The organism is Nocardioides sp. P4_G10 (genome assembly GCF_056401175.1).
The window spans coordinates 37,867-52,451 of the sequence record NZ_JBFUJV010000012.1 but is presented as its reverse complement, the minus strand read 5'-3'; the positions used below and the strand labels follow the sequence as shown (position 1 = coordinate 52,451).

17 protein-coding genes are annotated in these 14,585 nt (G+C 72.1%); 4 read left to right on the top strand and 13 right to left on the bottom strand.

The window, feature by feature from the left end; translation table 11 throughout:
• Positions 1–12 precede the first annotated feature (12 nt).
• Entirely contained in the window at positions 13–252 is a 240-nt protein-coding gene (locus tag AC1DP1_RS13685; RefSeq protein WP_457191669.1) for a glutaredoxin family protein, read from the bottom strand.
• Complete coding sequence (locus AC1DP1_RS13680; protein WP_477507299.1) at positions 249–1,811, bottom strand: class I adenylate-forming enzyme family protein; 1,563 nt, start codon at positions 1,809–1,811, stop codon at positions 249–251. Before AC1DP1_RS13680 ends, AC1DP1_RS13685 begins: the two co-directional genes overlap by 4 nt.
• A gap of 54 nt (positions 1,812–1,865) precedes the next feature.
• Between AC1DP1_RS13680 and AC1DP1_RS13675 the strand changes: the two genes are divergently transcribed.
• From AC1DP1_RS13675 to AC1DP1_RS13665, 3 genes are all read left to right on the top strand, one after another.
• Positions 1,866–2,753 carry an HAD family hydrolase gene (locus AC1DP1_RS13675; RefSeq protein WP_457191673.1) on the top strand — a complete coding sequence of 296 codons (888 nt, stop codon included), beginning with the start codon at positions 1,866–1,868 and terminating at the stop codon, positions 2,751–2,753.
• An 85-nt stretch (positions 2,754–2,838) separates the two neighbouring features.
• Positions 2,839–3,627, top strand: a complete 789-nt coding sequence (locus AC1DP1_RS13670) for a sigma-70 family RNA polymerase sigma factor (protein WP_477507298.1) — start codon at positions 2,839–2,841, stop codon at positions 3,625–3,627.
• 79 nt (positions 3,628–3,706) lie between these two features.
• Positions 3,707–4,984: a DUF5667 domain-containing protein gene (locus AC1DP1_RS13665; protein WP_477507297.1), complete on the top strand. Its 1,278-nt coding sequence runs from the start codon at positions 3,707–3,709 to the stop codon at positions 4,982–4,984.
• Between the two features lie 25 nt (positions 4,985–5,009).
• On the opposite strand, the gene AC1DP1_RS13660 is transcribed toward AC1DP1_RS13665, so the two are convergent.
• The 7 genes from AC1DP1_RS13660 to AC1DP1_RS13630 all read right to left on the bottom strand — a co-directional run bounded on the left by AC1DP1_RS13660 (position 5,010) and on the right by AC1DP1_RS13630 (position 10,899).
• Positions 5,010–6,266 (bottom strand): lysophospholipid acyltransferase family protein, encoded by a 1,257-nt coding sequence (locus AC1DP1_RS13660; protein ID WP_477507296.1) that lies wholly within the window; start codon positions 6,264–6,266, stop codon positions 5,010–5,012.
• On the bottom strand, positions 6,259–7,236 hold the full coding sequence (locus tag AC1DP1_RS13655; RefSeq protein WP_477507295.1) for an SDR family oxidoreductase: 978 nt from the start codon (positions 7,234–7,236) through the stop codon (positions 6,259–6,261). Before AC1DP1_RS13655 ends, AC1DP1_RS13660 begins: the two co-directional genes overlap by 8 nt.
• A gap of 12 nt (positions 7,237–7,248) precedes the next feature.
• Positions 7,249–7,350 carry a 30S ribosomal protein bS22 gene (locus AC1DP1_RS13650; RefSeq protein ID WP_008356322.1) on the bottom strand — a complete coding sequence of 34 codons (102 nt, stop codon included), beginning with the start codon at positions 7,348–7,350 and terminating at the stop codon, positions 7,249–7,251.
• Between the two features lie 119 nt (positions 7,351–7,469).
• Positions 7,470–7,676, bottom strand: coding sequence for a helix-turn-helix domain-containing protein (locus AC1DP1_RS13645; protein ID WP_457191683.1), 207 nt, complete (start codon positions 7,674–7,676; stop codon positions 7,470–7,472).
• A gap of 150 nt (positions 7,677–7,826) precedes the next feature.
• Positions 7,827–9,008 carry an acetoin utilization protein AcuC gene (locus tag AC1DP1_RS13640; RefSeq protein WP_457191685.1) on the bottom strand — a complete coding sequence of 394 codons (1,182 nt, stop codon included), beginning with the start codon at positions 9,006–9,008 and terminating at the stop codon, positions 7,827–7,829.
• Between the two features lie 29 nt (positions 9,009–9,037).
• On the bottom strand, positions 9,038–9,838 hold the full coding sequence (gene proC / locus AC1DP1_RS13635) for a pyrroline-5-carboxylate reductase (protein ID WP_457191691.1): 801 nt from the start codon (positions 9,836–9,838) through the stop codon (positions 9,038–9,040).
• Between the two features lie 125 nt (positions 9,839–9,963).
• Positions 9,964–10,899 (bottom strand): proline dehydrogenase family protein, encoded by a 936-nt coding sequence (locus AC1DP1_RS13630; RefSeq protein WP_477507294.1) that lies wholly within the window; start codon positions 10,897–10,899, stop codon positions 9,964–9,966.
• An 83-nt stretch (positions 10,900–10,982) separates the two neighbouring features.
• Here AC1DP1_RS13630 and AC1DP1_RS13625 point away from each other — a divergent pair, with 83 nt between their 5' ends.
• Entirely contained in the window at positions 10,983–11,393 is a 411-nt protein-coding gene (locus tag AC1DP1_RS13625; protein WP_477507293.1) for a hypothetical protein, read from the top strand.
• 110 nt (positions 11,394–11,503) lie between these two features.
• On the opposite strand, the gene AC1DP1_RS13620 is transcribed toward AC1DP1_RS13625, so the two are convergent.
• The 4 genes from AC1DP1_RS13620 to AC1DP1_RS13605 all read right to left on the bottom strand — a co-directional run bounded on the left by AC1DP1_RS13620 (position 11,504) and on the right by AC1DP1_RS13605 (position 14,583).
• Positions 11,504–12,241, bottom strand: coding sequence for an ABC transporter permease (locus AC1DP1_RS13620; protein WP_457191697.1), 738 nt, complete (start codon positions 12,239–12,241; stop codon positions 11,504–11,506).
• Positions 12,238–12,957 carry an ABC transporter ATP-binding protein gene (locus AC1DP1_RS13615; RefSeq protein ID WP_457191699.1) on the bottom strand — a complete coding sequence of 240 codons (720 nt, stop codon included), beginning with the start codon at positions 12,955–12,957 and terminating at the stop codon, positions 12,238–12,240. The genes AC1DP1_RS13620 and AC1DP1_RS13615 overlap by 4 nt, the downstream gene beginning before the upstream one ends.
• 205 nt (positions 12,958–13,162) lie before the next feature.
• Complete coding sequence (locus AC1DP1_RS13610; protein WP_477507292.1) at positions 13,163–13,780, bottom strand: TetR/AcrR family transcriptional regulator; 618 nt, start codon at positions 13,778–13,780, stop codon at positions 13,163–13,165.
• Complete coding sequence (locus AC1DP1_RS13605) at positions 13,777–14,583, bottom strand: sugar phosphate isomerase/epimerase family protein (protein WP_477507291.1); 807 nt, start codon at positions 14,581–14,583, stop codon at positions 13,777–13,779. The genes AC1DP1_RS13610 and AC1DP1_RS13605 overlap by 4 nt, the downstream gene beginning before the upstream one ends.
• Between the last annotated feature and the right edge of the window lie 2 nt (positions 14,584–14,585).

The window sequence follows — 14,585 nt, the reverse complement described above, 5'->3', positions numbered from 1 at the left end:
CCGGACGCCGACTCAGCCCAGGGCCGCGCGCAGCCGGTTCTCGTCGACGCGCCAGAAGTCGTGCTGCTTGCCGTCGACGAAGGTCACTGGGACGTCCTCGCCGAAGCGGTCCGCCAGGTCGTCGTCGGTGGTGATGTCGACCTCCTCGAAGGACTCCCCCAGGTCGGCGCAGACGCGCTCGACGACCACGCGCGCGTCGTCGCACAGGTGGCAGCCCGGGCGGCTGTAGAACGTGATCCGCGAGGTGCTCATTCGAGGAGTCCTTGGACCCGGCGGCGCTCGAGGCCGCGCAACCGGCCCTTCTGCACCTTTCCGGTCGCGGTGACCGGGAGCTCGTCGACGACCTCGATGCGGGTCGGCTGCTTGAAGCGCGCGAGCCGGACGACCGCGTGCGCACGGACCGCCTCCTCGAGGTGGGTGCGGGCCTTGTCGACGCCGCCGACCGGGACGACGTACGCCACCACGGCCTCGCCGGTCACCTCGTCGGGTGCCCCCACGACGGCGGCATCAGCAACCCCGTCGACCTCGCGGATCACGTCCTCGACCTCGGTCGGGTAGACGTTGAAGCCGCTGACGATGACGAGCTCCTTGATCCGGTCGACGAGGAAGAGGTCACCGCTCGCGTCGAGGAAGCCGACGTCGCCGGTGCCGTACCAGCCCTCGTCGTCGGGGCCGTCGGACCCGTCGGGCCAGTAGCCGCTGAAGAGGTTGTCGCCGCGCACCTGGATCTCGCCGGGGTCCTCCCCCTCGACCTGGCCCCAGGTCTCGTCGACCAGCCGCAGCTCGATGCCGGGCAGCGCCGCGCCGACCGAGCCCGCCCGGGGCTCGCGGCTGCACAGCGTGCTCGTCACCACCGGCGACGCCTCGGTGAGCCCGTAGCCCTGGTGCACGGGGATGCCGGTGATCGAGGTGAACTCCTCGATCACCGAGCCCTCCAGCGGCGCCGACCCGGACAGCACGAGCCGGACCGGCCCGAGCCGCTCGCGCAGGTGCTCGTCGGGCAGCCAGTGGGCGAAGACGGGCGGCGCGATCGGCACGACGCTGCAGGCCTCGTCGTCGATGAGGTCGAGCACCGCCTGGGGCTCGAAGCGCTCCACGAGCAGCAGCCGCGCCCGGTGGCGCAGCACCCCGCCGAGCACGGCGTTGAGGCCGTAGACGTGGAAGAGCGGCAGCACCCCGAGCACCACGTCGTCGCCGTGCATCATCGGCGGCTCGACGGCCGCCACCTGCTCGATGTTGGCGAGCAGCGCCCGGTGGCTGAGCATCGCCGCACGGGGCAGACCCGAGGTGCCGCTGGTGTAGAGGAGCGCGGCGAGCTTCTCGGGGTCGGGCAGCGGCGGGACCGGGCGTACGACGTCCGCGCGGAGGTCGTCGAGGGCGATCTCCCCCTCGCCCGGCGGGGTGCCGGTGACGACGACGGCCGGGCGGGCGACGTCGGCGTCGAGCTCGGCCAGCGCAGCGCGTACGGCGTCGAGAGCGGTCTCGTCCGCGACCACCATCCGGCTGCCGGAGTCGGCGATCATCCGGGCGAGCTCGCCGGGTGTCGACCGGGGGTTGACCGGCACGGCGACGACCTGGGCCCGGAGGACGCCGAGGTAGGAGGTGACGAACTCGATGCGGTTGCCGACGGCGATCATCACGCGCTGGCCGGCGCGGATGCCGTGGRCCCCGAGACCGGTCGCGAGGCGGGCGACCTCGTCCTCGAGGCCGGCCCAGGTGAGCGTGCGCCCGCCGCTCTCGACGAGGGCCTGCCGGTCCGGCGCGTCGTCGGCAGCCTCGGCCACCAGCTCGGAGATGTCGTGGCGCGGCATGCGGGGATCCTTCCACAGCCCGGCGCCGGCGGCGCCCGCCGCTACGCTGGCCGGGTGACCCCGTCCGAGCGGCCCCGGCGCCTCAACCTGCAGCAGCGCTCGGCCCTCGCGGGCGAGGCCGCGGCGGCGTCGGCGGAGGTCGAGAACGCGCTCGTCTGGCCCAGCGACCCGACCGCGGCCGCCTTCTTCGACGTCGACAACACCGTCATGCAGGGCGCCAGCATCTTCCACTTCGCGCGAGGCCTGTACCGCCGCAAGTTCTTCACCACGAAGGAGATCGCCTCCGCCGCGTGGAAGCAGGCCTACTTCCGGATCGCCGGCGTCGAGGACCCCGAGCACGTGACCGACGCGCGCAACTCCGCGCTGGCGTTCATCGCCGGGCACACCACCACCGAGCTCGAGGAGCTCGGCGAGGAGATCTTCGACGAGGCGATGGCCCACCGTGTGTGGCCCGGCACCCGCGCCCTGGCCCAGATCCACCTCGACGAGGGTCAGCGGGTGTGGCTGGTGACGGCGGCGCCGATCGAGATCGCGACGATCATCGCCCGCCGGCTCGGCCTCACCGGCGCCATGGGCACGGTGGCCGAGCACGTCGACGGCGTCTACACCGGCCAGCTCGTGGGCGACCTGCTCCACGGGCCCGCCAAGGCGGAGGCGATCAAGGCGCTCGCGGCCCGCGAGGGACTCGACCTCGCCCGCTGCTCGGCGTACTCCGACTCCAGCAACGACCTGCCGATGCTCTCCCTCGTCGGCGACCCGTGCGCCATCAACCCCGACGCCCGGCTGCGGGCGCACGCCCGCGCCCACGGCTGGCGCATCCACGACTACCGCACCGGCCGCAAGGCGGCACGGGTCGGCTTCCTCGGCGCCGCGGTCGCCGGCGCGGTGACGGGCGCCGTCGCCGCCGGCGTGAGCCTGCGCGGGCGAGACCGCTCCGCCTGACCTGTAACTGAAAGTTACTCACGGGTTCACAAGACCGGGACCGGCCCCTATCGTGGATGATGCTGCAACCGGGAGGGGACACCGCATGCGGTCGACGAACGACCTCGATCGTGCCTTCGAGCACGGCATGGACGCGCTCCGGCGCGCCGTCCTCGCTGCCCTGTCCCCCCAGCTGTCCCCCGCCCTCCAGCCCGCGGGTCACGTGCTGCTCTCCGAGACGGCCACGCCCGGCGCGTCCGTCGGCGGCCCCGACGGACACTCCGGCTCCGGTCCCGTCGGCGACGAGGACCGCGCGACGTCGTCCGAGGTCGACGGGGCCGAGCGCGAGCGGCTGATCGCGCTCGTGGAGCTCGCCCGCGCCGGCGACAAGGAGGCGTTCGGCCTCCTCTACGACCACTACCAGGCCTCGGTCTACCGCTTCCTCTACTACCGGACGCGCTCGCAGACGCTCGCCGAGGACCTCACCTCGGAGACGTTCTTCCGGGCGCTGCGCAGCATGAACAGCTTCCGGTGGCAGGGCAAGGACTTCGGCGCCTGGCTGATGACGATCGCGCGCAACCTCACGATGGACCACTTCAAGGCCGGCCGCACCCGCCTCGAGATGACCACCGAGGACATGACCCCGCACGACGACACCACCGAGGGGCCCGAGGACACGGTCATCGCCGGCCTCACCAACGAGGTCCTGCTCCAGGCGCTCACCGAGCTGCCGGTCGAGCAGCGCGAGTGCCTCATCATGCGGTTCCTGCAGGGCCTCTCGATCGCGGAGACGGCTCGTGCCCTCGACCGCTCCGACGGCGCGGTGAAGCAGCTCCAGCTCCGCGGCGTGCGCAATCTCGCCAAGCTGCTGCCGGAGGGGTTGAGAGACGCGTGACACAGCCCGTAACCCCTGCCCGGTCTGGCTCGTTCGCCCCAGTGGGAGGACCCGCCAGCTGTGAGACAGGACGACCGCGATGACAGCGCCCTTCTCGGCACGACGACGTGCCGACGAGTTCGAGGCAGTCCTATCCCGCGACCCCACGACCGCGTCCTCCGGGACTGACACCCAGCGCTACGCCGACCTGCTCGAGGTCGTCGCCGACCTGCGGGCGGTGCCGCCCGCGACCGCACGGCCCGAGTTCGTGGCGTCGTTGCGCGAGCGCCTGATGACCGAGGCCGACACCGCCCTCGTGCGGCAGCCGCCCGCCCCGTCACGACTGGCGATGCCCGCCTCGTCCCGCACCCGCCAGCGCCGCATCGGCGCCCTCCTCGGCGGTGTCGCCCTCGTGGGCTCGGCGGCCACCATGGCCGTCGCGGCGCAGACCGCGCTGCCCGGCGAGTCCCTCTACGGCGTGAAGCGCGGGATCGAGTCCGCTCAGGTACGCCTCGCCCCCGACGACGCCGACCGCGGCCGCACCTTGCTGGCCCAGGCCGGCACCCGGCTCACCGAGCTCGAGGAGCTGGCCGCCGGCGACGCAGGTCGCGACGAGCTCGTGCCCGAGACCCTCGACACCTTCACCCGTCAGTCGAGCGACGGCGTGGGCAGCCTGCTCGCGTCGTACGAGGCCACGGGCAGCGAGGGCGACGCCCAGGTCGCGCGCGACTTCACCGCCACCAGCATGGACCGCCTCGAGCGGCTCCAGGGCGAGCTGCCGGAGAGCGCCCGCGACGACCTGCTGGCCGCCGGAAGGACGCTCGCCGACCTCGATCTCGAGGTGAGCAACGTCTGCCTGACCTGCACCGGCGGCATCACCACGACGCCCGAGTTCCTGCTGACCAGCGCCCCGCAGGTCGGCCTGCTCAGCGGGCTCGACACCGACCAGCTGACGCTGGAGGGGGCGCCGATCTCAGGGCAGGACCTGACCGGCATCCAGGTTCCCGAGGCCCTCGACCCGCAACAGGTCGTGCCGACCGCGCAGCCGTCCACCACCCCCGGTCCCGGACCGGGCTCCGTGGTGCCCGACCCGACCAAGCCCGACCCGACCAAGCCCGACCCGACCAAGCCGGTCAAGGACATCACCAAGAACCTCACCGACACGGTGACCAACACGACCGACACCGTCACCGACGGCCTCACCGACACCACCGGCAGCCTGACCAGCCAGCTCGACGACGTCACCGGCGGTGCGCTCGGCGGCCTCACGTCGGGCGCCGACGACGCGACCGGCGGTCTCATCGGCGAGGTGACCGGCACGCTCGACGGCATCACCGGCGGCTCGCTCGGCAACGCGACCGGCGGGCTCCTGCCCTAGCCACTGCGCCCGATGACGTCGGCAGTCAGCCGAAGGCGTTGCCGCGCTCGCGCAGCAGGTCGAACAGCGTGTGCTGGATGGTCTCGCGCACCTGGTCGGTGACGTTGAAGACCAGCATCGGGTCCTCGGCCTCGCCGGGCTCGTAGGCATCGGTGCGGATCGGCTCGCCGAACTCGAGGATCCACTTCGAGGGCAGCGGCACCATGCCGAGCGGACCGAGCCACGGGAAGAACGGCGTGATCGGGATGTAGGGCACCCCGAGCAGCCGCGCCAGCGACGGGACGTTGCCGACGAGCGGGTAGATCTCCTCGGCGCCCACCAGGGAGAGCGGGATGATGGGTACGCCGGTGCGCAGGGCGGCCGAGACGAACCCGCCGCGCCCGAAGCGCTGCAGCTTGTAGCGCTCGCTGAACGGCTTGCCGATGCCCTTGAACCCCTCCGGCCAGACACCGACGAGCTCGCCGCCCGACAGCATCCGCTCGGCGTCCTCGGTGCAGGCCAGGGTGGCGCCGCCCTTGCGCGCGAGCGAGCTGATCAAGGGCAGCTTGAAGACCAGGTCGGCGCCGAGCGGGCGCAGGAAGCGGCCGGCGTGGTCGTGCACCGTCAGCATCGTCATCAGGCCGTCGAGCGGCACGGTGCCGGAGTGGTTGGAGACCACGAGGGCGCCGCCCTCGGCGGGGATGTTCTCCAGCCCGCGGACCTCGAGACGGAACCACTTCTCCGCGATCGGTCGCAGCGCGGCCATGAAGAACCGCTCGGTCAGCTCGCGGTCGAAGCCGTAGTCGTCGACGTCGTAGTCGCCCTCGAGGCGTCGGCGGACGAACGCCATCAGCTCGGCGAGGCGGCGCTCCCAGTCGGCGCCGAAGATCTCCTGCGCCGCGTCCTGGGCGGCCGCCAGCCACTCCCCGACCGGGATGCCGGTGCTGGGCGACGGCTGCTCCGGGTCGTCGGCGGTGGTCGGTTCAGCGTCGGCCGGCGGCGGCACGACCTTCTCCTCGGACGAACCGGCGCGGGCCTTCTTCTTCCCCGTCTCCTTCTCCGCGGCCGGAGTAGCCGGCTTGGCGGCCGGCTTGGTGGCCGTCTCGGTGGCCGTCTTGGGGGTCGGCTTGGCGGTCGGCTTGCTGGATGGCTTGGTGGACGCGGCCTTGCGGGCCGTCGGGGCCAGGTTGCGCGCAGCCGAGGACGGTCGGGCGCTGCCGGAACCGCGGCCCGGTCGGCCGCCGGTGCCGATCGGGATGACGACGGCGTGGTCGCCGTCGCGACGGCGGGCTTCCTCAGGCACGGCCGGCCCCCTCCCTAACGGCGGGCGCGATGGACTGGCAGAAGTCGGCGAACGTCTCGGCCGTGGTGAACTGCGGCTCGAAGCCGAGCACGGTGCGCATCCGGGTGGTGTCCACGCCTCGACCGTAGGTCAGGAACCCCAGCTGCTCGGGCGAGAAGTCCGAGACGCGGGCCTGGCGCATGGTCGCGCCGAGCCGACCGACCGCGAAGCGAGGCAGGGAGACCGACGGCGTGCCGAGGCGTCGTACGGCCTGGCTCAGCGTCATCACCCCGTCGCCGGCGACGTTGAAGGTGCCGGGCACCCCGGTGGTCGCGGCGTGGCACAGCACCCGCATCAGGTCGTCCTCGTGGAGGAGCTGGAGCCTCGGGTCGAAGCCGAGCACCCGGGGGATCACCGGGAGCCGGAAGTAGTTGGTCAGCGGGCTCGAGACGTGAGGTCCGACCACGTTGGCCGCCCGGATCATCGTGACGTCGACGTCGGGGCGGCGGCGGGCGAACCCGCGGACGTAGCCCTCGATCTCGTAGACGTCCTTGGCGTAGCCCGAGGAGGGCAGGCGCTTGGGGCCCATGTCCTCGGTGAACATCGCGGGGTCACGAGGACCGGAGCCGTAGACGGTGGTCGTCGACTTCACGACCAGACGCTCGACGGTCGCCGACTTCTGGCACGCAGCGAGCAGCTGCATGGAGCCGATGACGTTGAGCTCCTTCATCGTCCCGCGACCACCGGCGGAGCCGGGGGTCGCGATCACGCTCATGTGGACGACGGTGTCGACGTCCTCCTTCGCGATGACCTTCGCGATGACCGGGTTGCGGATGTCGGCGCGGACGAAGGAGACGTCGCCGATGTCACCGCGCGGCGGGACCGCGTCCACGCCGATGACTCGATCGATGGACGGGTCGCCGGTCGCGGCGCGCGCGAATCGTCGTCCGATGTCCCGGGAGATCCCGGTGACCAGCACGACCCGCCCCATGGTCGAGGGGTGTTACTTGCCGAGCTTGCGGCGCTGCACGCGCGTCTTCTTGAGCAGCTTGCGGTGCTTCTTCTTGGCCATGCGCTTGCGCCGCTTCTTGATGACAGAACCCACGAATCAGACCTTTCCTTGCGACCGACGTTCGTCGGTCGGACCCGCACCACCCTACTGGCCGGGTGCGGGCAGCGCGGAATCGAGTCGGACCAGTGGATCCCTGCCGGGGACGAGCGCCGTCAGCCGGCGTTGTAGAAGCTCTTGCGGAGGTACTCGTTGACGTCGTCCTCGCGGACCCGGAAGGAGCGGCCGACACGGACGGCAGGCAGCTCACCGCCGTGCACGAGCCGGTAGACGGTCATCTTCGAGACGCGCATCCTGGCCGCGACCTCGGCGATGGTCAGGAACTGCGCCTCGGACATGTCGCTCGGGGTGTTCTCAGCCATGGGTGTGCACCGATCCTTCTGCGCGGCGACGGCGCCGGCTTCCGAACCGGCGTCACAGGCGTGCCGCTCTCGCTGACAATAGGGCTCGCGTGACGCGTGGGGAAGAGTAATGCCAGAGAAACTTGTGGGACTGCGGCGTGTCGGCTTGCCTCAGGGCAACGGGTCCAGCCCGTGGAGGGGAAAGACCTCTGTGCGCGTGGCGTTGATGGCGCGGTCCAGCCAGGTCTCCGGGTCGTAGCCGCCCGACCAGTCGCGGTAGGCCGGCGTGCGTCCGTCGGTCATCCGGTGCGGTGCGGTGGCACCGAGCACCTCCTCGACGTACGCCCGCCACGCCGGAGGCGTCGCCTGCTCGGGATCGATCGGGGTGCCCGCCACGATGGCCAGCAGGTGCGTCCAGGCGCGCGGCACGACGTCGACGACGGAGTAGCCGCCGCCGCCGGTGACGACCCACCGCCCGTCGGCGACCTCGTGGGCGAGCTCGTGGAGGGCGAGGTAGGCCGCCCGCTGGCCGTCGACGCTGAGCATCATGTGGGCGAGGGGGTCGTTCATGTGGGAGTCGCAGCCGTGCTGGGTGACCAGCACCTGCGGGGAGAACTCACGCAGGATCGGGGGCACGACGGCGTGGAACGCGCGCAGCCACCCCGCGTCGGCGGTGCCGGGCGGGAGCGCGACGTTGACCGCCGTGCCCTCTGCGCCGGGGCCGCCGGTGTCGCTCGGGAAGCCGGTGCCGGGGAAGAGCATCTGCCCGGTCTCGTGCAGGGAGATGGTGAGGACCCGCGGGTCGTCCCAGAAGACCTTCTCGACGCCGTCGCCGTGGTGGACGTCGATGTCGACGTAGGCGACCCGCTCGGCACCGTCGGCGAGCAGCTGCGTGATGCCCACCGCGACGTCGTTGTAGATGCAGAAGCCGCTGGCCTTGTCGGGCATCGCGTGGTGCAGGCCGCCGGCGATGTTGACCGAATGGAGCGACTCCCCGCTCCAGACCTGGCGGAACGCCTCCAACGTGGCACCGACGACGTGGGCGCTGGCGACGTGCATGTCGGCGAAGACCGGGTCGTCCTCCGTGCCGAGGCCGCGGGCGGCGTCCTCGAAGCCGGGCGTCGCGCCGGCCCGGGTGACCGCGTCGATGAGGCCCTGGTCGTGCACGGTCGCGATCTGCTCGTCGGTGGCCACCGGGGCGTCGACGCGCTTGATCCCCTCGAGCACCCCGAGCTCGTCGGCCAGGCGCATCGTCAGGTCGACGCGCACCGGCGACATCGGGTGGGTGGGCCCGAAGTTGTACTCACAGAGAGTCTGGTCGAAGACGACGGACGCTGGCCCAGCACACTCCATGTGGCGGACGTTACTCCCACCCCGAGCGGTCAGCTGCCCTCGGCCAGCTCGCGAGAACGGTTGCGGGCGGCCTCCATCGCGGCGAGGAAGGCCGCACGCACGCGGTGCACCTCCAGCTCGCGCAATGCCGAGGCGGTCGTTCCGCCCGGCGAGGTGACCTGCTCGCGCAGCACGACGGGGTGGGTGCCGGTCTCGCGGAGCATCGCGGCCGACCCGACGAGCGTCTGCACCACCAGGTCGGTGGCCGTGGCACGCGGCAGGCCGAGGTGCACGCCCGCCTCGATCATCGACTCCACGACGAAGAAGATGTAGGCAGGCCCGGACCCGGAGATCGCGGTGACGGCGTCCATCTGCTTCTCCGGGATGCGCAGCACCTTGCCCGTGGAGGCCATCAGCGACTCGGCCTCCGTCAGGTGCGACTCGTCGCAGTGCGAGCCGGGCGCGATGGCGGCCATCCCCTCGTCGACGAGCGCCGGGGTGTTGGGCATGACCCGGACGACCGCGACGCCGTCGGGCACGCGCGACTCGATGAACGACGTCGTGATGCCGGCGGCGAGCGACACGAGCAGCTGGCCGGCACGCAGGTCGGGGGCGATCTCGTCGAGCACGTCGCCCATGTCCTGAGGCTTGACGACCAGCGCGACGGTGTCGGCCTTGGCAGCGGCCTGGCGGTTGGAGACGACGGCCACGCCGTAGCGCTCCTCGAGCTCACGCGCCCGCTCGGCGCGCTTCTCACCGACCATCAGCTGGTCGACGCGGCGCCCGGCGCGCACCAGTCCGGACAGCAGGGTCTCGCCCATGACGCCGGCGCCGATGATCGCAGTGCTCATGGCGCCAATCTACTGCGGGCTGTCGATCGATTTCGACGTGCACGTCGCGGTCTCGTCCCTCGACCGCGGTGCTTGGTCAATCTGGACCACGACGCGCCCGCTCCTACGTCGCGGACGCGGTGGTCTCACTTCTTGGAGACCAGGGAGCGGACGAAGAACCCGAGGTTCTGCGGCTTCTCGGCCAGCCGGCGCATGAGGTAGCCGTACCACTCGGTGCCGTAGGGGATGTAGACGCGCACGGTCTCGCCGGCGGCCGCGAGGCGCTTCTGCTCCTCGGGGCGGATGCCGTAGAGCATCTGGAACTCGTAGGTGCCGGGCCGCCGGCCGAAGCGACTGGCGAGCGACGAGGCGATCTGCACCATGCGCGGGTCGTGGGTGGCGATCATCGGGTAGCCCTGGCCGCTCAGCAGCACCTTGAGGCAGCGGACGTAGGACTTGTCGACGTCGATGCGGTCCTGGAAGGCGACCTTCTCGGGCTCCATGTAGGCGCCCTTGCACAGCCGCACCCGGGAGCCCTCGTAGGCCAGGGCGCGGCAGTCGGCCTCCGTGCGGCGCAGCATCGCCTGCAGCACGGCGCCGGTCTCGGGGAAGTCCTTGCGGAGCTCGCGCAGGATCGAGAGCGTCGAGTCGGTGGTGGTGTGGTCCTCCATGTCGAGGGTCACCGTGGTGCCGGCGTTGCGGGCGGCGCGGCAGATGTCGCGGGCGTTCTCCAGGGCGACCTTGTGGCCGCTGTCGGGGAGGAACTGGCCGATCGCGCTGAGCTTGACCGAGACCTCCGCGTGCGGCGCGAGGCCCTTGGCCGCGAGGTCGGCGAGGAGCTCCTTGTAGGCCGCGACCGTGGCGTCGGCCTGGGCGGCGTCGGTGGTGTCCTCGCCGAGGTAGTCGAGCGTCACCCGCAGGCCATCGTCGACCAGGCCCGACGTCGCCGCCACCGCGTGGCCGGTCGTCTCGCCCGGCACGTAGCTGGTCACGATGGAGCTCGAGACCGGCATCGTCGAGACGAGCTTCTTGACCCCCTGGCTGCGGGCGAGGAGCAGGATCGGCTGGCGGAGCAACGACATGGCGGCAAGGCTACGCCGACCTCCACCGAACCTTCACAGCTCCTCCACCCCTTCGGGGTCGGTGTTCTCCTAGCGTCGTCGGCATGACTTCCACCCTCGCTTCCCCCACCAGCCGGTACGCCCTCGCGCTGGCCGTGGCGGTCGGCACCGTCCTGTTCCTCCTGCTGGGCATCGGGGCCCTCGGCATCGTGGGCGACGGCGACCGCGACTGGCTCTACCTGGCGGCCCCGGCGGTCCTGCTGGTCGTCGCGGTGGCGACCCGGTTCCGGCCGGGCGGCATGGTGCTGGCCCTCGGTGCCGCTGCCGCGACCACGGTCGTCGCAGGTGTCGTCGCCGTCGTCCTGGTCGCCGCCGACGACGCGGCCGCGTCGATCGCCGACGTCATCATGCTGACCGTGATGTACGCCGGCCTGTTCGCGGCGGGGGCGTGGCTGTTCAGCCGGGTCCCGGAGCCGCCGGTCGACGCCGTCGCGAGCGACATCAGGCGGGCGTGATGGCAAGGCGGAGGGCCGAAGGCGGGCCGCTAGGCCCGTCGAGCGCCCGACAACGCAGCCAGCGCGCCCGCATGGTGACGCGCAGCAGGTGAGAGACCGGCGGATCCGGGTCAGGGCGTCCGGCGCCTGAGGGTCCCGGCGCCCAGCGCGAGCGCACCCAGCGCGAAGCCGGACACGACCGCCACGTCGCGCCACACCGCTCTCGTGTCGGCCGCTCCGACGAGCTCCTGCATGGCATCGACGGCGTACGACAACGGCAGCACGTTGCTGATCGCCTCGAGCACGGTGGGCATCGCCTCGCGGGGCACGAAGAGCCCGCAGAGCAGGATCTGGGGCAGCACGAAGGCCGGCATGAACTGCACCGCCTGGAACTCGGTGGTCGCGAAGGCGCTCACCAGCAGCCCGAGGGCCGTGCCGAGGACGGCGTCGGCGACGGCCACGACACCGAGGAGCCAGACCGGGCCGGAGACGTCGAGGCCCAGCAGGCCGACGCTGACGGCGACCGCGAGCGTCGACTGCACCGCCGCCAGCAGGCCGAAGGCGATCGCGTAGCCCAGCAGGAAGTCGAGCTTGCCGAGGGGCATCGTGAGCAGCCGCTCGAGGGTGCCGGACGACCGCTCGCGCAGCGTCGTCACGCTCGTCACCAGGAACATCACGATGAAGGGGAACATCGCCAGCAGGCCCGGCCCGAAGCGGTCGAAGAGGTCGCCGGGCAGGTCCGCGAACATCCACCACAGCAGGGTGATCAGCACGCACGGGACCACCAGCAGCATGGCCAGCGTGCGGTGGTCGCGACGGACCTGCGTGAGGACGCGGCCGGCGACGGCGAGGGTGACGCGCGCGTTCATCTCGCACCACCCGGCCCCTCGACGAGGTGGAGGAACGCCTGCTCGATGTCGGGGGCCCCGGTGCTGCGGCGGATCTCGTCTGGCGAGCCGTCGGCGATGATCCGGCCCTCGCGCATCAGCAGGAGCCGGTGGCAGCGCTCGGCCTCGTCCATGACGTGGCTCGAGACCAGCACGGCGGCCCCGCGGTCCGCGATCCGGTGGAACAGGTCCCACAGGTCGCGGCGCAGCACCGGGTCGAGGCCGACCGTGGGCTCGTCGAGCACCAGCAGGTCCGGCGTACCCAGCAGGGCCACGGCCAGGCTGGCCCGGCTGCGCTGGCCGCCGGAGAGCCGGCCCACGACCTGGGTGCGGTGGTCGTCGAGGCCGACCGCGTCGACGGCCTCGTCGACCTGGGCGCGGTCGACCCCGAGCACGCGGGCGAAGAACGCGAGGTTCTCCGCGACGGTGAGGTCGTCGTAGACGCTCGCGGCCTGGGTGACATAGCCGACTCGGGTCCGCAGCGGCCGGCTCCCCGCCGGCTCCCCCAGCACCTCGACGGTCCCGGACCGCACCTGCTGCGCCCCGACCAGGCAGCGCATCAGCGTCGTCTTGCCGCAGCCGCTCGGCCCGAGCAGGCCGGTGACGCCCGCCGGGACGTCGAGCGAGATGCCGGGCAGCACCTCGCGCTCGCCGCGTACGACGACGAGGTCGCGCACCTCCACGACGTTTTTCATCATGTGTTGAATTGTGCGCCCGGGGTGGTGGCGCGTCAAGGCCCGCCAGCGGTGGTCCAGCGACAATTCTGACGTCTGGAACGTGGGTGGGCCACCGCTCGCCGGCGCGCCACGCGGCAACTCGCCGGCCGGCGGTGTCGGAGCCACATTCGCAGCCTGCCGGATGTGGGTGGGCCACCGCTCGACGGATGGAGGAGCAGTACGGCGGCTAGGGCAGGTCGCCGGTCAGGTAGTGCTGGAGGACCGGGCCGACCCGGGCCACGACGTCGTCGGCCGACATCTCGGCCATCGGTGGGAGCGCGAGGAGGTAGCGGGTGACGATGAGCCCCACGACCTGGCTGGCGACGAGAGGGACGCGCACCTCCGGCCGGTCCACCACGAGCTGCGCGAGCACGGGGCCGACGACGACCGGGATGAAGCCCTCGTTGAGCAGGGTCGCGCCGTCCTCGCTGAGCACCGAGCGGACCACCGCGAGCAGCCGTACCTGGATGTCAGGATCGTCCCACGCCGACAGGAAGGTGCGAAGGAGCCGCTCCCCGGCGCCGTCAGGCCCCTGGGCGACCACGGGAGCCAGGAGCTCGCGGGGGTCGACGGGCATCTCCAGCGCGGCGAGGAAGAGGTCGTCCTTGCTGCCGAAGTAGTGGTGCACGAGCGCAGGGTCGACAGCGGCGGACGCCGCGACGGCGCGGATCGTCGTGCCCCGGAAGCCCTTCTCGGCGAACGACGCCCGCGCGGCGGCGAGGACCTCGGCCCGGGTGTCGGGGGCTCCGGGGCGCCGACCGCGGGACGTGCGCTGACGGGCAGGGGTCGTCGCCGGGGGGCTCATGGCGTGGGTACGGCGAGGTGCGCGCGGGCGAACTCCAGCGACTCCCGCAGGTCGGCCTCGCGCTCGCTCTTGCTGGCGGCCCGCCGGGTGTTGATCTCGAGCACGACGTGGCCGGAGAAGCCCCGACCGGCGAGGTGGCGCAGGAACGCCTCGGCCTTCATCACCCCGCGGCCGGGCACGAGGTGCTCGTCCTTGGCCGAGCCGGTGCCGTCGGTGAGGTGGATGTGGCGCAGGCTGTCGCCCATCCGGTCGGCCATCTCGATGACGTCGCTGCGGGCGATGGCCGCGTGGGACAGGTCGATCGTGGTGTTGGCGTAGCTCTCCGAGCTCGGGTCCCAGCCGGGCAGGTACATCTCCATCCCGCGGCGCGAGGACGCGCGCCACGGATACATGTTCTCCACCGCGAAGGCGATGCCGGTGCGCGCCTCGAGGGACGCGATGCCCTCCACGAAGCCGGCGGCGTAGTCCTTCTGCCAGCGGAACGGCGGGTGCACCACGACCACGTCGGCCCCGACCGCGTCGGCCATCTCGGCCGAGCGCTCCAGCTTGACCCACGGGTCGGTGCCCCAGACCCGCTGGGTGAAGAGCAGGCAGGGGGAGTGCACGGCGCAGATCGGCACCTGGTGGTGGTCGCTGAGCTTCTTGACCGCGTCGACCTGCTGGCTCAGCGAGTCGATGCCGACCATCACCTCGACCGCGTCGTAGCCCAGCTGCGCCGCCCACCCGAAGGCGTGCGCCGTCGACTCCGGGTAGACCGAGGCGGAGGAGAGCCCGACCAGCGGGACGGACGAGGACGTGGCCATCG